This is a genomic window from Pedobacter rhizosphaerae, assembly GCF_900111155.1.
GTDB classification, from domain to species: Bacteria; Bacteroidota; Bacteroidia; order Sphingobacteriales; family Sphingobacteriaceae; genus Pedobacter; species Pedobacter rhizosphaerae.
Genome location: NZ_FOGG01000006.1, coordinates 117,506 through 140,504 on the forward strand (window position 1 = coordinate 117,506; position 22,999 = coordinate 140,504).

General features: G+C 40.4%; 23 protein-coding genes. 11 read left to right on the top strand and 12 right to left on the bottom strand.

Annotated elements, in window-relative coordinates; genetic code table 11:
• Positions 1 to 8 precede the first annotated feature (8 nt).
• The 6 genes from BMX11_RS06680 to BMX11_RS06705 form a co-directional block, all read right to left on the bottom strand.
• Positions 9 to 3,386: a SusC/RagA family TonB-linked outer membrane protein gene (locus BMX11_RS06680; RefSeq protein ID WP_245738599.1), complete on the bottom strand. Its 3,378-nt coding sequence runs from the start codon at positions 3,384 to 3,386 to the stop codon at positions 9 to 11.
• Between the two features lie 71 nt (positions 3,387 to 3,457).
• A complete protein-coding gene (locus BMX11_RS06685) occupies positions 3,458 to 4,402 on the bottom strand; it encodes a FecR family protein (protein WP_090882723.1) in 945 nt (314 codons plus the stop codon).
• A 68-nt stretch (positions 4,403 to 4,470) separates the two neighbouring features.
• A complete protein-coding gene (locus BMX11_RS06690) occupies positions 4,471 to 4,980 on the bottom strand; it encodes an RNA polymerase sigma-70 factor (RefSeq protein ID WP_090882725.1) in 510 nt (169 codons plus the stop codon).
• A gap of 252 nt (positions 4,981 to 5,232) precedes the next feature.
• Complete coding sequence (gene msrA, locus BMX11_RS06695; RefSeq protein ID WP_090882727.1) at positions 5,233 to 5,724, bottom strand: peptide-methionine (S)-S-oxide reductase MsrA; 492 nt, start codon at positions 5,722 to 5,724, stop codon at positions 5,233 to 5,235.
• 359 nt (positions 5,725 to 6,083) lie between these two features.
• Positions 6,084 to 6,635, bottom strand: a complete 552-nt coding sequence (locus BMX11_RS06700; protein ID WP_090882729.1) for a cupin domain-containing protein — start codon at positions 6,633 to 6,635, stop codon at positions 6,084 to 6,086.
• Between the two features lie 63 nt (positions 6,636 to 6,698).
• Positions 6,699 to 7,523 (bottom strand): helix-turn-helix domain-containing protein, encoded by an 825-nt coding sequence (locus BMX11_RS06705; protein WP_090882731.1) that lies wholly within the window; start codon positions 7,521 to 7,523, stop codon positions 6,699 to 6,701.
• A 162-nt stretch (positions 7,524 to 7,685) separates the two neighbouring features.
• Between BMX11_RS06705 and BMX11_RS06710 the strand changes: the two genes are divergently transcribed.
• Positions 7,686 to 8,183: a hypothetical protein gene (locus BMX11_RS06710; protein WP_090882733.1), complete on the top strand. Its 498-nt coding sequence runs from the start codon at positions 7,686 to 7,688 to the stop codon at positions 8,181 to 8,183.
• 155 nt (positions 8,184 to 8,338) lie between these two features.
• Here the strand turns inward: BMX11_RS06710 and BMX11_RS06715 are convergent, their stop codons facing one another.
• From BMX11_RS06715 to BMX11_RS06735, 5 genes are read right to left on the bottom strand one after another with little or no spacing between them, the layout of a single operon-like run.
• The gene (locus tag BMX11_RS06715) at positions 8,339 to 8,980 is read right to left on the bottom strand and encodes an ATP-binding cassette domain-containing protein (RefSeq protein WP_090882735.1); all 642 of its coding nucleotides are present in this window, start codon (positions 8,978 to 8,980) and stop codon (positions 8,339 to 8,341) included.
• On the bottom strand, positions 8,977 to 9,648 hold the full coding sequence (gene modB / locus BMX11_RS06720; RefSeq protein ID WP_090882737.1) for a molybdate ABC transporter permease subunit: 672 nt from the start codon (positions 9,646 to 9,648) through the stop codon (positions 8,977 to 8,979). The genes BMX11_RS06715 and modB overlap by 4 nt, the downstream gene beginning before the upstream one ends.
• 12 nt (positions 9,649 to 9,660) lie before the next feature.
• Positions 9,661 to 10,419 carry a molybdate ABC transporter substrate-binding protein gene (gene modA / locus BMX11_RS06725; protein WP_245738600.1) on the bottom strand — a complete coding sequence of 253 codons (759 nt, stop codon included), beginning with the start codon at positions 10,417 to 10,419 and terminating at the stop codon, positions 9,661 to 9,663.
• A 28-nt stretch (positions 10,420 to 10,447) separates the two neighbouring features.
• Complete coding sequence (locus BMX11_RS06730) at positions 10,448 to 10,954, bottom strand: molybdopterin-dependent oxidoreductase (RefSeq protein WP_090882741.1); 507 nt, start codon at positions 10,952 to 10,954, stop codon at positions 10,448 to 10,450.
• Positions 10,951 to 12,015, bottom strand: a complete 1,065-nt coding sequence (locus BMX11_RS06735; protein ID WP_245738601.1) for a cytochrome-c peroxidase — start codon at positions 12,013 to 12,015, stop codon at positions 10,951 to 10,953. The genes BMX11_RS06730 and BMX11_RS06735 overlap by 4 nt, the downstream gene beginning before the upstream one ends.
• A 203-nt stretch (positions 12,016 to 12,218) precedes the next feature.
• Between BMX11_RS06735 and BMX11_RS06740 the strand changes: the two genes are divergently transcribed.
• The 9 genes from BMX11_RS06740 to BMX11_RS06780 all read left to right on the top strand — a co-directional run bounded on the left by BMX11_RS06740 (position 12,219) and on the right by BMX11_RS06780 (position 19,863).
• Entirely contained in the window at positions 12,219 to 13,334 is a 1,116-nt protein-coding gene (locus BMX11_RS06740; protein WP_090882745.1) for an XdhC family protein, read from the top strand.
• Positions 13,334 to 13,924 carry a nucleotidyltransferase family protein gene (locus tag BMX11_RS06745; RefSeq protein WP_090882747.1) on the top strand — a complete coding sequence of 197 codons (591 nt, stop codon included), beginning with the start codon at positions 13,334 to 13,336 and terminating at the stop codon, positions 13,922 to 13,924. Before BMX11_RS06740 ends, BMX11_RS06745 begins: the two co-directional genes overlap by 1 nt.
• Positions 13,921 to 14,901, top strand: coding sequence for a GTP 3',8-cyclase MoaA (gene moaA, locus BMX11_RS06750; RefSeq protein ID WP_090882749.1), 981 nt, complete (start codon positions 13,921 to 13,923; stop codon positions 14,899 to 14,901). The genes BMX11_RS06745 and moaA overlap by 4 nt, the downstream gene beginning before the upstream one ends.
• A gap of 4 nt (positions 14,902 to 14,905) precedes the next feature.
• Positions 14,906 to 16,084: a molybdopterin molybdotransferase MoeA gene (locus BMX11_RS06755; RefSeq protein ID WP_090882750.1), complete on the top strand. Its 1,179-nt coding sequence runs from the start codon at positions 14,906 to 14,908 to the stop codon at positions 16,082 to 16,084.
• A gap of 1 nt (position 16,085) precedes the next feature.
• Complete coding sequence (locus BMX11_RS06760) at positions 16,086 to 16,319, top strand: MoaD/ThiS family protein (protein WP_090882752.1); 234 nt, start codon at positions 16,086 to 16,088, stop codon at positions 16,317 to 16,319.
• A 5-nt stretch (positions 16,320 to 16,324) separates the two neighbouring features.
• Positions 16,325 to 17,422, top strand: a complete 1,098-nt coding sequence (locus BMX11_RS06765) for a ThiF family adenylyltransferase (protein WP_090882754.1) — start codon at positions 16,325 to 16,327, stop codon at positions 17,420 to 17,422.
• Between the two features lie 9 nt (positions 17,423 to 17,431).
• Positions 17,432 to 17,875, top strand: coding sequence for a molybdenum cofactor biosynthesis protein MoaE (locus BMX11_RS06770; RefSeq protein WP_090882756.1), 444 nt, complete (start codon positions 17,432 to 17,434; stop codon positions 17,873 to 17,875).
• Between the two features lie 9 nt (positions 17,876 to 17,884).
• Positions 17,885 to 18,793: a bifunctional molybdenum cofactor biosynthesis protein MoaC/MoaB gene (gene moaCB / locus BMX11_RS06775; RefSeq protein WP_090882758.1), complete on the top strand. Its 909-nt coding sequence runs from the start codon at positions 17,885 to 17,887 to the stop codon at positions 18,791 to 18,793.
• A gap of 773 nt (positions 18,794 to 19,566) precedes the next feature.
• Positions 19,567 to 19,863 (top strand): hypothetical protein, encoded by a 297-nt coding sequence (locus BMX11_RS06780; RefSeq protein ID WP_090882760.1) that lies wholly within the window; start codon positions 19,567 to 19,569, stop codon positions 19,861 to 19,863.
• An 11-nt stretch (positions 19,864 to 19,874) separates the two neighbouring features.
• On the opposite strand, the gene BMX11_RS06785 is transcribed toward BMX11_RS06780, so the two are convergent.
• On the bottom strand, positions 19,875 to 20,180 hold the full coding sequence (locus BMX11_RS06785) for a hypothetical protein (protein ID WP_090882762.1): 306 nt from the start codon (positions 20,178 to 20,180) through the stop codon (positions 19,875 to 19,877).
• 360 nt (positions 20,181 to 20,540) lie between these two features.
• Here BMX11_RS06785 and BMX11_RS06790 point away from each other — a divergent pair, with 360 nt between their 5' ends.
• A complete protein-coding gene (locus BMX11_RS06790) occupies positions 20,541 to 22,895 on the top strand; it encodes a glycosyl hydrolase 115 family protein (protein ID WP_090882764.1) in 2,355 nt (784 codons plus the stop codon).
• The last annotated feature ends 104 nt before the right edge of the window (positions 22,896 to 22,999 follow it).

Consider the following 22,999-nt stretch of genomic DNA (forward strand, 5'->3'; position numbering starts at 1 on the left):
TTAATTAATTAAAGGTTTACGTTAATACCTAAAATGAAGCTTCTTGCTTGTGGATAACGGCCTACATCCAAACCGTTGTTATCCATCCCGATTTCAGGATCGAAACCCGAATATTTAGTAATGGTGAAAAGGTTATTAGCCGTTGCATAGATTCTCAGCCCAGCCGTTTTTAATTTTTCTGTCAATGATTTTGGCAGACTATAGCCCAGGGTAACGTTGCGGATACGCAGGTAAGAACCATTCTCCACATAAAAATCTGAAGCATTGAAGTTTCCGTTATTATCGCTGGTTGAAATAATTGGCACCTTACCATTCGGATTTGTAGTTGACCAGGCATCTAAAATACCCACCAACTTATTGTATGAAGGACCACTTGCGCTATAGGTAGTACGCTTTACGGCATTGAACAATTTGTTACCTTGCACGCCCTGAGCAAAAATATTGAAATCGAAATTTTTATAGCTGGCGTTAAAGCTCAACCCGTACGAAAAATCCGGATAGGCACTTCCAGCAAAATAACGATCCTTACCATCAATAGCACCACTATCATCTAAATCGGCAAATCTGAAATCGCCCGGTTTAGCGTTTGGCTGAATCTTTTGTCCCTTACTATTTTTATAATTATCTACTTCTGCCTGCGTTTGGAAAATCCCTTCTGTTTTCAACACATAATAACTGTAGAGTGGTTGGCCAACATTGATGCTTAAGGGAGCAAGCTCGTTACGGAAATTGGTTCCAACTGCTATATTTTGCAAGCCCGGCGCTAATTCCTCTACATTATTTTTGAGTTTGGTTAAGGTAGCGTTTACCGAATAGGTAAAGGCCTTAGATTTATCACTATTGTAGGTTAGGCCTAACTCTATACCCTTATCTTTTACTAAACCGGCGTTAATGGTTTGGGTGCTTAAACCTGCAGTTCCCGGAAGTGATCGGGTTAAAATCATTTTATCTGTTTCCTTAACAAAATAATCGGCTACTAAACTCAACCTATTCAATACCGTTAAATCCATACCAATATTGGTTTGCTTAGATTCTGCCCAGGTTAAGTTTCTGTTGGCTAATGTAGTTAGTACATAGCCATTTTGCAGCACAGGCGATTGTCCGAAATAACTTTGTGTGGCCGTTAACAACGGATTAACTGCCGATTGAGATAAACTACCCAGGTTACCTAAAATACCGTAACTGCCCCTTAGTTTAAGTTCATTTAACCACTGCACATCTTTTAAAAATGTTTCTTTATTTACTGCCCAACCCAATGAAACTGAACCATAGTTTCTAAACCTGTTTTCTTTGGTAAGCATCGAAGAACCATCTCTACGGCCGATAAGCGACACGAGGTATTTTTCCTTGTAATTATAATTGGCTCTTAACAAAATGGACGATAGCGCGGTTTCGCTCATGTAACTGGTAGAGGGCTGAATAATTGTAGCATTTACCAAATATCTATACTGTGGCGATTCATCGTCAAAGCCAGAACCGGTGACATAAAGACCATTGCTTTTGGTTTGCTGGAAGGTATAACCACCTGTAAAATCTAAGTGATGATCGCCAAATGTAGTTTTATAGCTTAAAATTTGTTCCGCTAATAAATCAGTGGCCTGATCTGCTCTTTCTTGTAAACTATTGCTTAATACCGGCTTACCCACTTCTGGTCTTTTAGGCGTAAAGCTTTTAAACTGCGAAGATGATTTGGTAATACTCAGATTAGATCTGAAACTTAATCCTTTGGCTAAATTTAATGTCGCATAAGGATTGATCACTAAAACGTTTACCGGATTATTGATGTCGATTCTTTGTAACTCAGCAACCGGATTTACAATGTCGCCATAATCGCCGGCATACTGTCCGCCGGGAAGACCTGCAAAACTCCCATCTGCATTGTATGGTGTACCGTTTCTTGGGTAGTAAATAGCCGAAAGTAAAGCGCCTGTATAATCGCTGCTGGTATTGGCACCATTTCCGTTGGTACTGCTGTAAGAAAGGTTTTCGCCTAACTTTAACCATGAATTTAACTCATGTTCAGAGTTGATACGGAAATTGTAACGCTTAGTTTTCGTGTTAAGCACGATGCCTTCTGCATTGCGGTAGTTGAAACTGAGGTAATAGTTAGATTTCTCACTGCCGCCATTAATTGCAGCGTTATAATCTTGCAATAAGCCATCGCGGAACACCTCATCCATCCAGTTGGTACGGGTAGTTTGCCCATCAGGATATTTTGCGGGATCAAAGGCAGGTAAAATAGTTGTACCACCATTTTTAGCCGCTGTAGCAGCTACCTGGGCACGCTGTTCTGCGTTAAGTGGTTCTAACTTTTTCCAGGCACTTTGTTGTCCTACTTTAGCATCAAAGCTGATGCGCATTTGTCCGTTTTTCCCTTTTTTGGTGGTAATTAAAACAACCCCACCCGAAGCTCTTGCTCCATAAATAGCTGCAGAAGCATCTTTAAGTACAGAAATAGATTCTATATCATTTGCATTGATTTGTGGTGTTCCGGAGTAGATAGATCCATCAATTACATACAAAACACTTTCCCCGTTGATACCGCCTAAACCTCTGATGTTTACCCGGGGTGCTGAAGTTGGATCGCCACCCTCATTGCTGACAATTACACCAGGTGATTTTCCGGCCAATACCTCACCAACACTGTTTAAAGAACGCGATCCGAGCTTATCTAAAGAAACGATACTTACTGCTCCTGTTAAAGTTTCCTTTTTCTGCGTTCCATAACCCACCACAACAACTTCTGCCAATTTAGACATTTCCTCGCTCAAGGTTACATTAACTACCTGGCTAGCGCCTACCCTTACCTCTTGTGTGCGAAATCCAATCATGGAAAACGACAATACCGCATCCGGACCTACTTCTATTCTGTATGCCCCTTTACTATCGGTAACCGTACCAGAAGGCGTTCCCAATACCTTTACCGAGACACCCGGCAACGCCAGGCCTGTAGTATCTTTTACTACCCCGGTTATAATGCGGTCGGCCTTTTGGTAAGTAATATTATCTAATATCACATAGCCTTCCTTTTCAATGGCATTGATCCCCAGACGGTCAAACATCGACCTTAAAGGTTCTTGCTGATAATCGCCGCTTAAAAAGCTGTTTTTCTCCTGCAACAAATCTGGATTGTAAACAAAACGAATACCCGTTGTATTTTCAATTTCTTTAATTATGGAGGTGATTTTTTGTCCTTTATTGATTTGAATATTAATCTTTCGGTTTGCGAGTCCTTGCGCCATAATAGGCGAGGCTAAAAGCGAACTGCAGAATATACAGAGTATCGCAAAAGTTAAACAGGAATATTTCATGATGTTTTGGAGGGATAGTTTCCGCTCCTTTGAAGTTGTTTTCATTTTTTTATTGATCTGTATTGGTTTTTTCATGAATGGAATCAATTTGAGCAAGTCTTTTCCGGAAATCCCCATGAAGAAAGACCTATGGCTCAGTTTATTTGTCATTTATAGATTTTAAAAGTGTTTTGATTTTGAATTTTTCGAAAGTGAATATGATGCAGGCTACAGATGATATCTAAAATCTCTTCAGGTTGCTGTTTGCTATTAAATACCGCTGTAGATTTCAATTGACTGATGCTCGAATCGGTCAAAATAATTTTGATGCTGTAAACGTATTCCAGCTTACGGACTACCTCTGTTAAAGTTGCCCCATCGAATTTAATTTCGACATATTTTTGCTGTGCATTGCCGATTATTGAACTACGCTTGATGACTGGATTATAAATGAGGTTTTGACCTTTAATAAGGGTTCCAATTAAGTTTTTGCCGTGCTTAACGGCCACTTTACCTGTGGCCACCGCTACAGCAACATCTGGTTTAGTGGTAAAAGTTTTAACCGAGAAAGAGGTACCCAATACATTAACATAAACATTTGATGGCCCTTTTACCGTAAAAGGCCTGTGTTCCTGATGCGCAATATTGAAAAAAGCTTCACCCCCAAGCAGCTGAACGCTGCGGCTTTTGGGACTAAAATGTTCGGGGTAAATGAGTTTGGTGGAGGGCGATAAAAGAATTTCCGAGCCATCGCCCAGGATTAGTCTTTTTCTTTCCCCTGAGTTGGTGGTAACGGTTACAAATTGATTTGCATTTTCTGCCTGCGGACTTAAGTTCCAAATAGAAAAGCCTATGCTTAAGCAAACAAATAACATTGCTGCCACCCGAAACCAGGCTCTACGATAGAAAGGTATAACCGTTACTTGCTGTACCCCCATGGCCTGCTGCAAGTTTAACAGCATCTTTTTACCTATAAGTTTTTTATAAGCTGCGGGTACATCGCTATCGTTTTCAATTGCGGCATACCAATCTTCAACGGCTTTTATCTCGGCATCAGTTGCCTTATTGTCTAAATATTTTTGCAGCAATTGCGCTGCCTTATCTCCTGTCATTTGAATAGATGTCAGTTCAAATGCAGATAGGTACTAACCAAAAAGGTTATCTATAAGTTAAGTTTAAGTTAAGACAGTAAAAAGGCCAGAAACAGGATGTAGGAAAGGTTTTTACGGAGAATTTTCATGCCGGCGGTGATGTGATTCTTTACCGTTTGCACGGAAATATCCAGTTCAGTAGCAATCTCCTTTACCGATTTCTCCTGCCTTCGGCTCATTGAAATAACCAGACGCATTTTTTCAGGAAGCTCTGCTAAAGCGGCATCAACCTCAGTATTCATTTCATGAAGCAATAAACGGGTATCTGGCGTTGCCATATCCCTATCGGTAATTAAGGAAGCGAAAACTGTACTGTGTTCTTCCCTGATAGCCAGAGATCTGAAATGATTGATAACCCTATACTTCACTGCTCCATGCAGATAAGCTGCTAAAGAACGTTCCACGTGCAACTGTTCCCGGTTTTCCCAGAGGGAGATAAAAATTTCCTGTGTAATATCCTGTGCAATGTCTTCGTCGCCGATGCGTTTAAATGCAGCATCAAAAACACCTTCCCAATGCTTATGGTATATTTTCTCCATAGATTGGGGCGAACCTTTTTTCAGTAAAACAACTAGATCTTGCTCCAAGGGGTATGCAGGTTTGATTCGCTACAAAGCTACAGCTGCGATATTCCCTTAATATTAAGTAATCTTAAAGTTAACATCCGAAAGTACCATGGGCACAAAAAAGCCCTAGATTTCTCTAAGGCAATGGGTATTCAATAATTGAATGAGAGAATGATTGAATTATTGAATGATTGAATGATTGAATGGTAAAGTTGCATCTAATTATTATGCCAGCTTCCACTCAGGTCGTTCGAAATGACAAGTATATCCGTAAGGATTTTTCTGTAAATAATCCTGGTGTTCTTCTTCAGCATTCCAAAAATCACCTGCGGGTACAACTTGTGTTACAATTTCACCAGGCCATACACCCGAGGCTTCCATTTCGGCAAGTAAGTCCTTTGCTATCTGCTCCTGAACCTCATCCAAGAAAAATATAGCTGAACGGTAAGAAAGTCCAACGTCGTTTCCCTGTCTGTTTCTGGTGGTAGGATCATGGATTTGGAAAAAGTATTCCAAAAGCTTGCGGTAAGATAAAATTGCAGGATCAAATACGATCTCTATCCCCTCTGCATGGGTTCCGTGGTTACGATAAGTTGCATTGGGAACGTCTCCACCGGTGTATCCAACTACTGTTGAAATTACTCCCGACTGACTTCTAATCAATTCTTCTACTCCCCAAAAACAACCTCCTGCCAATATCGCTTTTTCAGTATTCATATAAACTCCTCTTTAATATGAATAAAGATACGATGTGAAAAAGCAAGCAGCAAGCAAAAACGGTAAGCAGAGAAAGAACTGTCTTCTGGATGACGGAGTTTGGGATAGATGTAAAGGTTAGGGATGGCACTTTGATTAGATTAACCACCTAAGTCACCTTACTTTACCCTTGAAATCTTAAACTCCCCCCATGTCCCGTGACTCACGGAACAGTATCAACCCGTGACTTCACGGAACAGTATCAACCAGTGACTCACGGAACAGTATTAACCCCTGAATCACGCATCAGTATTAACCAGTGACTCAGGGAACAGTATCAAACATCGAAAGTATTTTGGTAAAATACAGATTCAATATCATTATGTTGCTGAAAGTCCGGGACCCACTACGCGCATCCCACAAGCCTCGTGAATATCATCAATTTCTTGTTTATTAGGCTTATGTTTTAAGTTGTTCATCGTTCTAAAAAACTCTTCTGCCTTTCCTGCAGGCTGAACCAAATAAGTTAGTTTCCCATAATCGGTTAACTGTACCCAGGTATGTGGAATATTTCTCGGCAAAAAAATCGTATCCCCCGCTTCAAGTTCTGATAGTTTTCCATTAACCGAGAATCGATATCGACCCTCCACTACATAAAAAACCTCATCCTGGTGTAAATGAACATGCAAAGAAGGTCCAGTCTTTTCAAAACCTATATACTCAAAAACAGCAAGTTGCCCTGCTGTATCCTTTCCTGAGATTTTAATATCGTTTGGGTTCTTTCCCTTATATAAGAATGATTCCCCAAATCTACCCTTTCCATTTTTTACTATAAAAGGTTCTTTTTGATTTTCCTGAGCAAAGGTCAACTTGCCAGCAGCAAGCAAAATTGTGGCACTTAAACTCCCCTGAATAAAAGTCTTTCTTTTCATCGAATTAAATTTTATTTCAAATCTCCGATAGAAAAAAAAATATTTACTGGTAAAAAACAGACATTAATAAACTTCTTCCGTACCCAATATCCTTTCTGGAGATCCAATGGTAAAAAACTCTTGGGGCGTGTAGCCCGTAAAGTCTTTACAATCCTTAACCAGATGCTGGTAATCGTAATAACTACAATCTATAGCTAACTTAAACCAGCTTAACTTCGGATGAATATTTTTTAGCCGATAGGCTTCGTCGAATCTGACAATCCTTAGGAAAGCTTTAGGGCTAATTCCCACACTGTGAAGAAAATATCTGTTAAACTGCTTTTGACAAAGGCAAGATTTGGAAATGAAATTATCAAGGGTGTATATTCCATTTGAGTTTAACATTTGCCGGGCACTGATATCCACCCTGTTCAATTCCGGCTGCAATAACCTGGTCTTCGCAATCAAATAACTTTCTGCTATATCAATCATTTGCTGATGATTTTTAGCATGATAAAGTTGATCATTTATGGCTTCAACTTCTCTCCCCAATACCAATTCGGCATCAAGTGCTTGGTTGGTTATCAAACTCGCTGGAAATTTAAATAGTTTTGAAATTGCCCCTGGCTGAAAAACAATCTGTAAGGAAAGAAACTTTTTGTAAACAGTACGATAATTCACTACAGTATGTTGTCCAAAAATTAATGCATTTTTAGGCTTAATTTGCTGTTTATTATGCAAATAATCAATCTGAGTAGGTGTTGGAAAAAACTGGAGGCAATGTTCTGGAGGGGGCGAATAGGCCTTAGCCGGAATGGGCTGATCTGTTTGGAAATCAAAATCGATTAAACGATAACATTTAATGAGTGGTTTTAATATATCGCTTGGTTGGTGCTCACTAAGATGCATAGCTACTCATTGCTGACATTCATAAAGTTAAGAAATTAATTCATCAAAATACAGTTACCTATCATGGTGAATAAATCGTTTAGCTTGGGGTATTGGCTGAGTAAAAGTTGATCATTCTCCAGATTGAATAATTTTTTAATTCCAATAACTTAGCTTTGCAAAATGAAAAACATAATTATGACTACCGCAGCTGCTGCAATTCTACTTGCTTCATGCAGCTCATCTTCCAAAGTTTCTGATAGCCATTCCGATTCTACTACGGTTGCTAAAGACACTTCATTAACCGCCATTTTAAGTGCCAATAGCGAGGCTAAACTTAGTGATTCTATCAAAGTCAATTTCGTAGTGTATAACCATACGGATAGCACGCGCCAGTTTTGTAAATGGCATACACCCTTTGAGCCACTAATGAGCAAGTACCTGGATGTAACTGCAGCTGATGGTACTGAAGCACAATATCAAGGTCCGATGGCTAAAAGAATTATGCCTCCACCTGCCGACAGCTATATCAGTGTTAAACCCGGTGATAGTTTAAAAGCAGAAATAAACGTTTCGAAAGCTTATCAAATCACTAAACCTGGTAAATACGCTCTTAAATATAATAGTGCTGCTATTAGTGGAATTACGGTAAAAGATAGCTTAACGATTAGCATAAAGTAATTAGTATCAAATAATTAGCATCAAGTATTTAGTATCAAGTATTTAGTATCAAGATTGGGCGTATAATCAGCATCTGATGGTCAGTCTTGATACTTGGCTCTTGCTACCCGATACTTTTTTCTTGCTACTTGTTTCTTGCTACTTGATACTCGATACTACCTCACAGCATCGATTCCCCTTTCTGTTAACCTTACAGAATAAATACCTTCGCCACTCATTTCATTCTCCACATGGGTAACCAGAATAACGGTTGTTTTTTGTTCTGCGAATAATACCCTCAAATGATCAATCAAACGCGCTTTAAGCTCCAAATCCATTGCAGAAAAGGGCTCATCCATTAAAAGTAAGTTAGGCTTAGTAGATAAAGCCCTTAAAATAGCCAGTCTTTGTTGTTGTCCGCCAGAAAGTTGCCGGGGTAAATTATTTCTAAAACCGGCCATTTCAGCTATATCAAGCAAACGTTCTATATAATCGGCATCCTTACAACCATATTGAAGATGCGCTTCTACAGTCATATTGGGAAATAAGGCATAATCCTGAAAAACAAAGCCTACCCCCCTATCCTGAACCTTCTTTGAGTATGCAGTAAGGGCATCGAACCAGGTAACTCCATCTACCTCAATATGACCTTCATCAGGTGTGATAAGCCCTGCTAGCACTTTTAACAGGGTTGTTTTACCCACACCCGAAGGGCCTAAAATCCGTGTGATAGCTTGCGTATGAAAAGTGGTATCAACTTTAAGTTCCAACACCCCTTGATAAGTCTTTATTTTCTTTAACAGGCTAATTTCTATCATTCGAAAGGGCTTTTAACTGCATTTCTGTTAAAGATGAAAACGCTTATTACAATGAGAAATGTGATGGCAAATAAAATGAGGGCATAGTAATTGGCAGCCGTATAATCCATAATTTCTACCGCATCATAAATGGCAATAGAGGCCACTTTGGTTTCCCCGGGGATGTTGCCACCAATCATTAAAACCACCCCAAACTCACCTAAAGTATGTGCAAAAGTTAATACGGCTGCAGTGAAAATAGAGGGCTTAATAGTGGGCAACAAAATAGAGAAAAAGGTTTGAAGTTTAGATTTACCCATAGTATAAGAAGCCTCCGCTATAGATTTAGGTAAATGAGAAAATGCCGCCTTAATGGGGCTAACCATAAATGGCAGACTATAAATAATCGACGCAAATACTAAACCCTTAAAAGAAAATACCAATTGCACATTAAAATGCTGATGTAGCCATTGTCCAAGTGCATTATTCGGACTAAATGCCAGCAATAAATAAAAGCCTAACACAGAGGGTGGAAGTACCAAAGGCATGGTGATCAAAGCCTCTACCACAATTTTAAAGAAATTTTGCTTACGGGAAAGCCAATAGGCTATAGGAATACCAACGAGCAACAACAAAAAGGTGGTAATTATTGCTAACTTAATACTGAGCCAGATCGGTTCTAAATCCATTAAATATTGTTGTTATTTTGGTAAGTAATAGCCATTATTTCCTATAATTTTTCTAGCCGATGCAGAATAAAGATAATTGTAAAACTTGGTTGCAGCTGCCAATTTTCCTTTTTTAGCAAATGTGAGTAAAATTGCCGACTGCGCTATTTCCTCATAGCTTTTTTGATCTACCCTTGCCCATTTGAGTTGAGAAGGCGTATTAGGCTCATATAAAAAGGCTTCGGTGGTAAAACCGATGGTAACTACTCCGGTTTGAAGATAGGTATTTACCTGAGAAATGCTTTCACCAAAAACCAATTTAGCATTTACCTGTTGAGCTAAGCCGTAGAATTTTAGCGCCTGTTCGGCGGCCTTTCCGTAAGGGGCAATTTTCGGATTGGCAATTGCAATTTTAGATACTGGTTCGCTGGTTAACAACTTTTGCCAGTTTTTAAGGTCTCCTTTAACGTTTCCACAAACCACTAAGCTGCCCAAGGCATAAATTTTGGGCTTTTGGACCCCAAAGCCAGCTTGATATAATTTGTCGGGGAATTCGGTATCCGCAGAAAGAAATACATCAAAGGGAGCACCATTCATAATTTGCGCGGTCAGTTTGCCCGAGGCACCAACAATAACGGTTGTTTCTATCCCTGTTTGCCTTTTAAAATCGGCCTGAAGCTTTCTAATTACCCCTTGGGCATTTGCAGCAACTGCAATACGCAAGGTTTGGGCTGTACTATTTAAGCCAAGAAACGCAGAAAGCAGGAAGCTGAAAAAATAACGATTGAACATCTTTAAACTTACCATTTAAACTGAGTAATTATTGCGCAAACCCTACTTTAATACTGGTTACCTGTTTAATACATCTTGCTGGTTTTTTATCATTTTGAACGATGATTCTAAATGGACCATCAGCAAGGGGTAAAGGTTTGCTATCCATTTGATCGGAGAGGATAATCTTTTCATCTGTAAAATCAGGATCCAGTTCAGCAAGTGTAAAAATAATCTGGTAACCGTCGCTGGCTTCTACCAGCACATACTTGGTTAAATTTTCTCCCCGAAGCTCTTTGCCCATGGTTGTTCCAGCTCGGGCTAATAAATCCGATAACAGTACACCGGTGTAGTGATGTACCTGGCCATCCCGGTCTTTTCGGTCTACCGTTACCCGCTCTGCCCGCTGTAATCCGGATGCACCAATGATTAATGGCCGGACTACTTCTCCGCTAAATTTAACTGATGCTTCCGGCTTGGTTTGAGCATTTACCAAAGTAGAGCAGGCAAAAAGTAATACTAAGGCTGGAACAACGGGAATGATATATCTTTTCATCTTGATTTTAACGTAACAAACGGATTTGAAAATTTGGGGTTGGAAACAAAAATAGAATCTGTAAGTGTATTTAAAAAGGCAATAAGTTCCTTTTTTTCTACAGAATTTAATTTTAGCGGTAAAGATCCTTTTACATTAGATTCATTTTGCAGAAAAGCGCTCAAGGCTACAGATGGTTTAACATGTTCGCTGTAATGCTCAATCACTTCTTCCAAGGTGGAGAATCGGCCATCGTGCATATAAGGTGCAGTGAGTGCGATATTACGTAAAGTAGGTATTTTAAATCGGCCATGATCTGTTTCCTGACCGGTAATTTGGCCTATTCCTCTGTCTCGATAAACGCTATCCAGCCCGTTATTATGAAAAAGTTCAAGGTAATTTTTTGGTCCGCCATGGCAGTGCGCACAATTTGCTCCCCTTATTCCCTTTTCAGGATTGGGCGCCGTGTTAAATAAAGTCATTCCCCGCATTTCCTCAGGAGAAAGTTTTATCTGTTGTTTGAGGTATTGATCATATCGCGAATGAGCAGAAATTAAGGTACGTTCAAATTGTGCTAAGGCAAAAGTTATCCTTTTTCCGGTAATTTTATCATCGCCAAAAACGGCTTTAAACAACGGAGGATAATAAGCCGTAGACTGTAATTTTCTGGAGGAGGTTTCCATATCCTGCCCCATTTCATGGGCACTAATCATCGGGAATTGAGCCTGATCTTCTAAAGATCCAGAACGACCATCCCAAAAAAACTTACGGTTCCACAAAAGGTTAACCAGAGCCATCGCGTTTCTATCAGTAAAAGTATCATCAACGCCCTTGCTCAATTTTTTACCGTCTGTAAATGCCAACTCCTGCCTATGGCAACTTCCGCAAGAAATAGTATTATTTGCAGAAAGACGGGTTTCATAAAATAGCCTTCGCCCTAAATATACGCCTTGTTGTGTAAGTGGATTTTCTTTTGAAATATTCGTTCTATTTCCAAAATACACAGGATACTCTAGTGAGTAAATGCCTCGCGGAACCTCTTCCTCAGATTTTAAAGCGGAAAAGCCAACAAAAAAAGACAAAAATAAGAGCAAGACACAAAAATTGCGACTCCAATACCTTTTCTTTTCTATTTGACACGCACTCATCTCTTTATTTGTTTGCTAAAAGTAATAAAAAACAAGAAGTATTTGTGTTGGTGCTCAACTCCGCCCTAAACAATCTTGATACCTGATACTTAATACCTGATACTAAAAATAATTACTAAATTGCGGTATCCCTGCACATGAAAGAGATTGCCGATATACTCATAGCTTATCAAAAAGCCGTAAAGGAAAATAAGAAAACAGCACTAGCAACAGTTGTTAAGGTAGAGGGTTCGTCTTACAGAAGACCCGGAGCCCGAATGTTAATTACTGAAGATGGTATGCTTACTGGCGCAATTAGCGGTGGGTGTTTAGAAGGTGATGCCTTAAGAAAAGCACTTTCTGCCATACATCAGCAAGAAAACAGATTGGTAACTTATGACACTACAGATGAAGACGATGCTAAATTTGGCATTCAACTGGGTTGTAATGGCGTAGTACACATCCTATTCGAGCCCATTTTTAGCGAACAGGAGCAAAATCCAATTGCTTTTTTAAAAGCATTACAGCAGGAAAGAGAGAACGCAGTTTTAGTCACTTTCTTTTCCCTGAATGATAAGCAACAGCCCGGTACAAAAACACTTTACAGAAAAGAGGAATTAATAGCTGATTTACCCCCTACAATTCTTAATGAAGTAATGAATGATGCGGCATACGCACTCGAAAACAAAACTTCAGACTTTAAAGAATATCAGCTTAATGGGCAATGGATAACAGCATTTTTAGAAATTATCAGCCCGCCCATTTCGCTTATTATTGCTGGTGCTGGAAATGATGCACAGCCACTTGCCGAAATAGCATACCGGCTTGGATGGGAAGTAACGGTGGTAGATGGCCGCCCTACCCACGCCACTAGCGCACGCTTTCCAGATGCCACACGGGTGTTGGTAAGCAAACCCGATCAATTTTTAAACTACATCACCTTAGATGAGCGTACGGCCTTTGTATTAATGACACATAATTACAATTATGACGTTGAGCTACTGGGCAGGTTACTGGCTACGAAAGCACCTTACATTGGCACCCTCGGACCAAGGCGAAAATTAATCCGGATGCTGGATGAGCTCAATCAGAATACAGCTGAAAATGAATCGAGAGTTCATGGACCGATAGGTTTAGATATTGGAGCAGAAACTGCAGAGGAGATTGCCATATCGATCATTGCGGAAATAAAAGCTAAATTCCTGGGTGCTTCGGCTAAGCCACTAAAAGAAAAGAATGCGCCCATTCACGTTCACGAATTAAAAAACAGCTAATGGATACAGGAATGATCATATTAGCTGCGGGAAATTCGAGTCGTTTAGGACAACCTAAGCAACTTTTAACCTATCAGGGAAAAACACTCTTAACCATTGTTAGTGAAGAAGCCCTTAAAACTTCATACCGACCTATAATTGTTGTACTTGGTGCCTACGCGGATGAGATTTCAAAAGCACACCGGGATCCTCGAATTAGCTATGTTGTGAATGATAACTGGCAGGCAGGAATGGCTTCGAGTATTTTTACAGGCTTAACTGCATTATTGGATAACAATAAAGCCCTGGAAAACGTTATTATTGCAGTAGCAGATCAGGTTTTTATAACTGCCCGGATTTTTGAAAATTTAACAGAAAATTATCAACTTACCAGCAAAGGAATTGTAGCCAGTAGTTATGGAGAAACCGAGGGAACTCCGGTACTATTTAACAAAAAGTATTTCGCCCAACTTTTGCAGCTTGAGGGCAACAAGGGGGCAAAGAAAATATTAGCAGAAAACCCTTCAGATATGTCAACAGTTTCATTTGAAAAAGGACATATCGATATTGATACAGCAACTGATTACCACAATTTAAATCAAAATCAATGATAGCAGATTCATTCGGAAGAGTTCATGATTATTTGCGGATATCGTTAACCGATAATTGCAATTTCCGCTGCTTTTATTGTATGCCAGAGGAAGACTATGATTTTACCCCAGCATCTCGCTTGATGCAAACGGATGAGATTGTACAATTGGCCAAAATATTTGTGGAGCAGGGGGTAAAAAAAATCAGACTTACAGGTGGAGAACCATTGGTACGTAAGGATGCCGCAAACATCATTGCTCAGTTGGGAAAATTACCTGTTGAATTGGTAATTACCACTAATGGCACCCGTATTGCAGAAATGCTTCCAACACTCATTGAAGCAGGAATCAAAACTATTAATATCAGTTTAGATACGCTTCAGCCGGAAAAATTCTTCATGATTACCCGAAGAGACTTGTTCCACCAGATTAGAAGCAATATCGAACTACTCTTACAACATAAAATCACTGTAAAAATTAATATGGTGGTAATGAAAGGGCTTAACGACAATGAAATCAAAGATTTTATCCTTTGGACAAAACACAATCCCATTCAAATCAGGTTTATAGAGTTTATGCCTTTTAGCGGTAATAAATGGACCAGCAATAAAATGTTTTCTTTACAGGAAATTCTTGCAGTAATAGCCAATGATTTTACGGTGCTGCCTGTAGAAGGTTCGCCCAACGATACCGCAAAGAGCTTTATGATTCCGGGGCACGAAGGCTCATTTGCCATTATCAGCACCATGACTGCCCCCTTTTGCAGCACCTGTAACCGAATGCGTTTAACTGCCGACGGCAAGCTCAAGAACTGCCTTTTCTCTGATGGTGAAACCGATTTACTCACTGCTTTAAGGAATAACCAGGAAGTACTTCCTTTGATTAAAGCCTCCATCTGGAGCAAGAAAAAGGAATTGGGAGGTCAGCTTCAAACTCATTTTGAAAAACTTGATGCCGACGCGATTCACAATAGAAGTATGATTACTATTGGAGGATAAAATCATGTTAAGTGTTAAAGAAGCCAGGCAGCTTATAGCTAATCAGGTTAAACTGCTAAATCCCATTAAAATAAAGCTGGAAGAAGCTTCGGGCCATATTTTGGCTGCAGATGTTTTTGCCCCATACGATATCCCTTCCTTCAGACAATCGGCTATGGATGGTTATGCCCTTATTTTTGAAGACCAGCCTCTCCCACTCCAGCTCGTTGGAGAAATGGCCGCCGGCACAAGTGAATCGCTACAGCTCAGTTTAGGGCAAACCGCCAGAATATTTACGGGGGCTCCTGTTCCCGAGGGTGCAGACACTGTGGTGATGCAGGAGAAAGTGAGCTTATCAGCAGGAAAAATTATTGTCGAGGATATTCGATTGGAAAAGGGCTCCAACGTTCGGGCCGTAGGTTCAGAAATTAAATCGGGTGCTCTTGCAATGGCACATGGAAGTTTACTCAGCCCGGCAGCAATTGGCTTCCTGGCGGGAATTGGAATTACAGCAGTAACGGTTTTTCCAATGCCTAAAGTGGTGATCATAGTAACCGGAAAAGAATTACAAAAACCAGGGTCGGAACTAACCTTCGGACAGATTTACGAATCGAATTCCTATTCTCTTTCTGCCGCACTGAAATCTGAAGGAATTACCGAAATCAGCATTGTACAGGCAGACGATGACCTGGAAATCCTTACCCGCATTCTGGAGTCTGCCTTACTTAAAAACGATGTTATCCTTTTAACAGGGGGTGTAAGTGTTGGCGATTACGATTTTGTTTTGGCTGCCTCAAAAGCCTGCAACATTCAGCAAATTTTCCACAAGGTTAAGCAAAAGCCCGGAAAGCCGTTATTCTTCGGCACCAAGGGCGAGCAATTAATATTTGGGTTACCCGGTAATCCTTCTTCTGTTTTGAGTTGTTATTACAATTATGTGCTACCTGCTATAAAAAAGCTTTCTAATAAGGAAAATAGCGTGCAGGAAATTAAAGCTACGCTTACGCACGATTATCAAAAGCCAGCAGGACTAACCCATTTTCTAAAAGGAAATTACAGAAATGGAAAAGCTACTCCGCTAAATGCACAAGAATCTTTCAGATTGAGTTCTTTTGCACAAGCAAACTGCCTGATTTGCCTGGATGAAATGCAACAGGAATTTAAAGCAGGCCAAACCGTAGATATATTGTTATTACCCCACTAATATGGAAATAGAAGTAATCAGCTTTGGAAAAATAGCTGAATTTATACCACAGCAAAAAATTAGTCTTTCTAACGTAAGTAATACCGATGAACTGAAGGTCTATTTAGAAAAAGACTTCCCGGCTTTAGCGGGCATTAAGTATAAGCTGGCCTTGAATAAAAACATCGTTCAATCTACCCTCAACTTGAACAACAATGATGTGATAGCGATTATGCCACCTTTTTCCGGAGGATAATTTAGATGGATTTAGAAAGATATAGCAGACAACTTGTACTGGAGGGTTTTGGAGAAACAGCACAGCAAAAACTCCTTAATGCCAAAGTATTGGTTATTGGTGCCGGGGGTTTGGGTTGTCCTGCACTTCAATATCTGGTGGCTTCAGGGGTTGGTTGTGTAGGCATTGTAGATGACGATACGATATCCCGCTCTAATCTGCATCGCCAAATCCTATATGCCACTAGTGATATTGGTAAATTAAAGGCCCGCACCGCTGCAGAAAAATTAGCAGCATTAAATCCAGATGTAGAGATTACCCCTTATCCCATTTGGTTGGAGCAGGAAAACATTTTGGAACTTTTTGCCCGGTATGACTTTATTCTCGATGGAACCGATAACTTTGAGTCGAGATATTTAATTAATGATGCTTGCGTACTGCTTAAAAAGCCCTTGATATTTGCCGCGGTATCGGGCTACGAAGGTCAACTGGCAGTTTTTAACCTAACTGATAACCAACAGCAGTGCAGCAATTACAGGGATCTTTTCCCCATTCCACCAACTGCGGGAGAAATCCCCAATTGTGAAGAAAATGGTGTTTTAGGCGTTTTACCGGGAATAATTGGTACGATGGCCGCAGCCGAAATTATTAAGCTGATTACCGGAAAAGGCAAGCCGTTAATTAACAAACTACTGCATTACAACCTATTAACCCAAGAGCAATACGTGCTGCAAATCAGCCAGGCTCAGAATTATACCATCGCACAAAGCGAAGACGAGTTTTTAAAAATGAATTACCATAATAATTGTGCTTTAACAGAAGCCTATTCGGAAATTGATATTTCCCAAATGCAGGCTTTAAAAGAAATAGAATCGACCATTCTTATTGATGTTCGCGAGCGATATGAAGTACCCCAGTTAGATCCCCAGATTTTTTCGAAGGTACCCATGTCTGAGTTGGAGCATTTCCTGGAAACAGATATCGCCGCAGAACACATCATCTTTTTGTGCCAACATGGGATCAGAAGCGTTGCAGCAGCAGAACGACTATCAGAAAAATATGGGCATACCAAAAAAATATATAGCTTAAAAGGTGGAATTGCGAAGTGGAGAAATCATTTTTAAACGAATAACATGAGTGATAAGAAAATAAAGAACATTTTTAGTAAAGGCGCCATTTCGCCCCTGTTTATTGCCGATAGCATTTCTAAACACAGTTCTAAAACCAACATTGGCGGCCACAGTATCTTCATGGGACAAGTTCGGAAAGATGAAATTGATGGAAAATTAGTTGCTGCCATAGAATATACTGCATACGAAGAGCTTGCACTAAATAAAATGCATGAGATCAGGGAAGAAATCTTTAACAAATACCCTTTAAGCTGTATGCACATACACCATAGCTTAGGTACCATTAAGGCGGGCGAACTCTGCCTGTTTGTATTCACCTCTTCTGCCCATCGGAAACCAGCAATTGATGCATGTACAGAGGTGGTGGAGCGCATAAAAGCAGAACTTCCTATTTGGGGAAAGGAAATATTCGAAAATGATACCCACCAGTGGAAAGAAAACATTTAAATAATTAACATGGTTAACATTACCCAAAAATCTAACTCCCTTCGAATAGCCATTGCCACTGCAACCGTTAAAGTTTCTAAACCAGAAACAATAACCGCTATTGAACAAAAAAAAATACCGAAGGGAGATGTTTTCGAATTTGCACGTGCTGCAGGGTTGTTCGGCGTAAAGCGCACCAGTGATATGATCCCTGATTGCCATCCACTTCCTGTAGAGTATACCAGCATTACCTATGAAATCAGCGACCTCAGAGTGATCATCACCGTTGAGGTACACACCATTTATAAAACTGGTGTTGAGGTAGAAGCCATGCATGGTGCATCGGTTACGGCACTAACCATGTATGATATGCTGAAACCCATTGATAAGGGGGTAGAGATCGAAAATATCAGGTTATTGGAAAAATCGGGCGGAAAATCTGATCTAAAAAACCTAAAGTTTCCAGAAATAAAGGCAGCCGTTATAGTTTGTTCAGATTCAGTTTTTCAAGCTCAGGCTGAAGATCGTTCAGGGAAGGCCATTATTTCCAGGTTAGATCAATATCAAATTAAAACAGAATGGTATCAAACCGCACCCGACAATATTGAAGCCATCAGACAAACTGCTGAACAAGCCATCAGGGAAGCATATGATTTGGTTATATTCACCGGCGGAACCGGTCTTTCGCCCAGAGATGTTACCCCGGAAGCCATTGCACCACTCCTTGATCGCCCAATTAAAGGCATTATGGAAGCTGCCAGAAGGTATGGACAGGACAGGATGCCCTACGCCATGTTATCGAGAGGCATAGCAGGATTTGCAGGTAAAACATTAATCCTCACCCTCCCCGGCTCTGTTCGTGGTGTGGAAGAAACCATTGATGCCCTGTTTCCACAGGTGTTGCATTTGTTTAAAATAAATAAGGGGCAGAAACATTAATTTAGAAAATAGGGAATGGAGAATAGGAAATAGATTATGCGCCCAACTCAAAAACCTTAAATGGTTGATTTTCAAATCCATACTTTTCCTACTCAACATTTTTCCGTGCTATCCGTGTTTCCGTGGTTAAACCTATCAGACGAGATTGCTTCAGCTCGCGCAGTCTAGCCTCGCAAAGACGATTCTCTAAAAATGATCTGGTGTAGAACTTAGTTGTCTAAGGTGGTTAATTTTTCCTGCTCAACATTTTTTCCGTGCTATCCGTGTTTCCGTGGCAAGACCTATCAGATCAGATTGCTTCAGCTCGCGCAGTCTAGCCTTGCAAAGACGATTCTCTAAAACTGATGTGGTATAGAGCTTAGCTGTCTAAGGTGGTTAATTTTTCCTGCTTAACATTTTTCCGTGCTATCGGTGTTTCCGTGGTTAAACCTATCAGACGAGATTGCTTCAGCTCGCGCAGTCTATCCTCGCAAAGACGACCACAGTCCGGCCTCGCAAAAACGATTCTCTAAAAATGATCTGGTGTAGGACTTAGTTGTCTAAGGTGGTTAATCTTTCCTGCTCAACATTTTTCCGTGCTATCCATGTTTCCGTGGCTAAACCTATCAGATCAGATTGCTTCAGCTCGCACAGTCTAGCCTCGCAAAGACGACCACAGTCCGGCCTCGCAAAGACGATTCTCTAAAAATGAGTTAATTTTATTTTTTCCATCCCAGTCCTGAAACAACTTTTAACCCAATACTGTTAATATCTAAATAAAATTACAATCAGATATGGATCAGATGAATGTTTCGGAAGAACAAAAGGTAAAATTTGATTTTAGCCCTGTTACATTGCCAGGGTACGTACGCGAATTTCAACCCCTCCTGTTCAAAGATGGAGAAACCTTCTTTGCAGTATTAGGGCCTGATCTTCAAAAGGGTATCACCGGAACGGGAAATAGCCCGGAGGCAGCCCTGCTCGATTGGAATAAAAATATTAAAGAAAGATTACGTAAAGCAGATGAAAATGATTCCGTTACCCAATTTGTAATGGATAGTATTCACACCCACAAAAAAGATATCTGGTAAAAGACGGTCGATTAGTCAACCACCTCTTCCACGTAACTTCTCCACAGAAGATAACCCAATCTACCACAGCGTTCGGCCACAAAATACTCAATATCCGCTGGTACATCATTCACAATGCGGTATCGAATTTTATATTTAGGCGTGTAACTGATATACACCACCAGATCATCGGCTGAAAAGCCTCTACCAGATAGTGCAGAAAAATGAATCGTTTGCAGTTCCTTAGCGGCTTTCTGCAATCTATCGTTCATGACTTTGGCAAGGGAGCGTTGCGGCTTAAACTCTGTCTCAAATATAGGCAATACGGTAACAGTCATACGACAAATTTAAAACGATAAATGAGCCATGCAAATGTCTTTTCTTAACCTGTTGAAAATGAGAAACAATAATTTTAGTAGTTTTTGTTTAGTATGATAGAATATTAAAAATACCACACAATACGCTCAGTAGGCATTCATCAAACCATAACGGTACAGGATAGCACTTAAGCATAAAAAAACTATGTTTGAATAAGCCCAGATTAATAATGGGAATACAGCCTAACCAAATAATATGACAACATTGGCGTTAATCCATAAGGAAAACACTCGGTTTCTCATTTCGATCCATTATAACCTCCAGGACAAAACTACTTTAAATCAATTGCGTATACCAGCTGAAAGCACTAAAAACATCAAATGAAAAAGACGCTAATAATTGCCTTCTTCGGTATGATTTATCCATACCTCTCTTTTGCTGATTTTGTTTTCAGCAGCAAAGCCAATGTAAAGGTATCAGTAGAAAAAAATGCACCGGAAGTTATCGGCACAGCACTGGAAATCTTCTCTAAAGACTATAAAGCGGTTTTTGGTGGAGACATCCTTAAGGATAACCAGGCACAAATTTACATTGGCACCATAGGCAAGAACAGCCTGTCCGAAAAAATGATGGATCCAAAATCTGTTCAACAGTTAGCGCTGCATAAAGAAGGTTATCTGATGCGGGTTATCCAGGATAAGCTATACATTCTTGGGAGTGACAAGCGCGGTACGGCCTATGGGATTCTGGAAATATCGAGAAAAATAGGCGTATCACCCTGGGAATGGTGGGCTGATTCGGCAATTGAAAAAAAAGCATCGTTTAAACTTAAAAATGGCTTTATCTTACTCGAATACCCATCTGTAGCCCAAAGGGGAATTTTCCTGAACGATGAAGATTGGGGAATTACACCCTGGAGCTATCTTACTCACGAACCATCAGATAAAAAAGGGCAAATAGGCCCCAAAACTCACGCCCGTATTTTTGAACTCCTGCTGCGCTTGAGGGCCAACACGTTTTGGCCTGCCATGCACGAATGCTCGGTAGCCTTCTATCTTACCCCTGGAAATAAGGAAATGGCCGACAAATATGGGATTGTGATGGGATCTTCACATTGCGAACCGATGATGAGGAATGCCAACGCGGAATGGAAAATAGAAGGTACTGGCAGCTATGACTATGTGAATAATAGACAGAATCTCCTTAAGTTCTGGGAAGAAAGGGTAAAACAGCTGAAAAAATCCGACAACCTGTATACCTTGGGCATCCGTGGCATTCACGATGGAAAAATGCAGGGCGCTAATACTGTAAAAGAACAATATGATGCCCTTACGAATGTGATCAAAGATCAGCGAGAGATGATTGCCAAATACCTGAACCCGGCGGTAGAAAAAGTGCCTCAGGTGTTCATCCCTTATAAGGAAGTATTGGATGTTTACAACATGGGGCTTCAGGTTCCTGATGATGTTACCCTCATGTGGTGTGATGACAATTATGGATATATCAGAAATTTCCCCAACGAAAAAGAGCGTTTAAGAAAAGGTGGAAACGGGGTATACTACCATATTTCCTACTGGGGCAGACCTCATGACTACCTGTGGCTCGCCACCAACCATCCTGCCCAGATTTATACCCAAATGAAACTGGCATACGATAAAGGAGCGAAAGATTTATGGATACTCAACGTAGGCGACATTAAGCCAGGCGAATACCTGATAGAGTTATTTTTAGATATGGCCTGGAATATTAATGCCATTGAAAACAACCAGAAAGGTCTGAATAAGCACCTGGATAACTGGTTGAGCCGCGAATTCGGAGAGCAAAACAGCGCTGCCTTAGCTGGTATTATGCAGGAATATTACCGGCTGGCCTATATCCGGAAACCCGAATTTATGGGCAACACCCGTACAGAAGAAAAAGACCCGAAATACAAGGTTGTGAGCGACCTCAACTGGACGGAGGCTGAGATTAAACAACGCCTCGCAGATTATGAAAAAATCTCCAAGCAGGTTGTTCAGCTTTCTGCAAGCATCCCAACTGAAAAAAAAGATGCATGGTTCGAGTTGATTGAATACCCGGTAAGGGCCGCTGCCGAGATGAACAAAAAGCATCTTTATGGTCAATTGGCGCGACATAGCTTAGCCTCCTGGGCCAGCAGTGACGCTGCTTATGAAAATATTGTAGCACTAACTCAAAAGTATAATGCTCTAGGCCAGGGCAAATGGAATAAAATGATGGATTACAGCCCTAGAAAACTTCCGGTTTTTGAAAAGGTAGAACACCAGCAAGTAAATGTTCCGCTCCCAAAAAAGCAAACTCCTCTCCTTTCTGTTAATGGGCAAAATTATGTTGAATTTTCTGGCGAAAATCCATTAGTTCACGGTTTAGGCTATCAGCAAGCCGCAATCAGCTTGCAGCAAAATAGCACTGTGCAATATATCTTTAATTATACTGGAACGGATTCTTTATGGGTTGAAATGGCTTTAGTACCCAACCACCCGGTAGATGGAAAACACCTTAGGTATGAAATCTCGGTTGATGGCGGAGAAAAACAGGTGATAGCATATAAAACCAACGACCGTGACGAGGAATGGAAAAACAATGTATTAACTAATCAAGCGATCAAAAGGTCTAAACATCAGATCAAAAACACTGGAAAAGGTAATTCTCACCGCATTCAAATCAAGGCCGTTGACGAAGGTGTAATGATTGATCAGGTTAGGGTTTATAAATAAGGGATACAGGAACCCTTTGGAAAGATGGAAAATGTTTTGATGGAAAATGGGCTACAAGCAACCAATAAACCGCGTGGCAAAAATGGTCTATCCGCTAGCCCCAA

Coding starts and splice junctions, on each gene's coding strand:
- BMX11_RS06760 (WP_090882752.1), top strand. CDS start 16,086: ATGGAAATAGAAGTAATCAGCTTTGGAAAAATAGCTGAATTTATACCA.
- BMX11_RS06770 (WP_090882756.1), top strand. CDS start 17,432: ATGAGTGATAAGAAAATAAAGAACATTTTTAGTAAAGGCGCCATTTCG.
- BMX11_RS06715 (WP_090882735.1), bottom strand. CDS start 8,980: ATGATAGAAATTAGCCTGTTAAAGAAAATAAAGACTTATCAAGGGGTG.
- modA (WP_245738600.1), bottom strand. CDS start 10,419: ATGTTCAATCGTTATTTTTTCAGCTTCCTGCTTTCTGCGTTTCTTGGC.
- BMX11_RS06705 (WP_090882731.1), bottom strand. CDS start 7,523: ATGCATCTTAGTGAGCACCAACCAAGCGATATATTAAAACCACTCATT.
- BMX11_RS06730 (WP_090882741.1), bottom strand. CDS start 10,954: ATGAAAAGATATATCATTCCCGTTGTTCCAGCCTTAGTATTACTTTTT.
- moaA (WP_090882749.1), top strand. CDS start 13,921: ATGATAGCAGATTCATTCGGAAGAGTTCATGATTATTTGCGGATATCG.
- BMX11_RS06765 (WP_090882754.1), top strand. CDS start 16,325: ATGGATTTAGAAAGATATAGCAGACAACTTGTACTGGAGGGTTTTGGA.
- moaCB (WP_090882758.1), top strand. CDS start 17,885: ATGGTTAACATTACCCAAAAATCTAACTCCCTTCGAATAGCCATTGCC.
- BMX11_RS06780 (WP_090882760.1), top strand. CDS start 19,567: ATGGATCAGATGAATGTTTCGGAAGAACAAAAGGTAAAATTTGATTTT.
- BMX11_RS06700 (WP_090882729.1), bottom strand. CDS start 6,635: ATGAAAAGAAAGACTTTTATTCAGGGGAGTTTAAGTGCCACAATTTTG.
- BMX11_RS06745 (WP_090882747.1), top strand. CDS start 13,334: ATGGATACAGGAATGATCATATTAGCTGCGGGAAATTCGAGTCGTTTA.
- BMX11_RS06710 (WP_090882733.1), top strand. CDS start 7,686: ATGAAAAACATAATTATGACTACCGCAGCTGCTGCAATTCTACTTGCT.
- BMX11_RS06740 (WP_090882745.1), top strand. CDS start 12,219: ATGAAAGAGATTGCCGATATACTCATAGCTTATCAAAAAGCCGTAAAG.
- BMX11_RS06680 (WP_245738599.1), bottom strand. CDS start 3,386: ATGAAAAAACCAATACAGATCAATAAAAAAATGAAAACAACTTCAAAG.
- BMX11_RS06790 (WP_090882764.1), top strand. CDS start 20,541: ATGAAAAAGACGCTAATAATTGCCTTCTTCGGTATGATTTATCCATAC.
- modB (WP_090882737.1), bottom strand. CDS start 9,648: ATGGATTTAGAACCGATCTGGCTCAGTATTAAGTTAGCAATAATTACC.
- BMX11_RS06755 (WP_090882750.1), top strand. CDS start 14,906: ATGTTAAGTGTTAAAGAAGCCAGGCAGCTTATAGCTAATCAGGTTAAA.
- BMX11_RS06685 (WP_090882723.1), bottom strand. CDS start 4,402: ATGACAGGAGATAAGGCAGCGCAATTGCTGCAAAAATATTTAGACAAT.
- BMX11_RS06690 (WP_090882725.1), bottom strand. CDS start 4,980: ATGGAGAAAATATACCATAAGCATTGGGAAGGTGTTTTTGATGCTGCA.
- msrA (WP_090882727.1), bottom strand. CDS start 5,724: ATGAATACTGAAAAAGCGATATTGGCAGGAGGTTGTTTTTGGGGAGTA.
- BMX11_RS06785 (WP_090882762.1), bottom strand. CDS start 20,180: ATGACTGTTACCGTATTGCCTATATTTGAGACAGAGTTTAAGCCGCAA.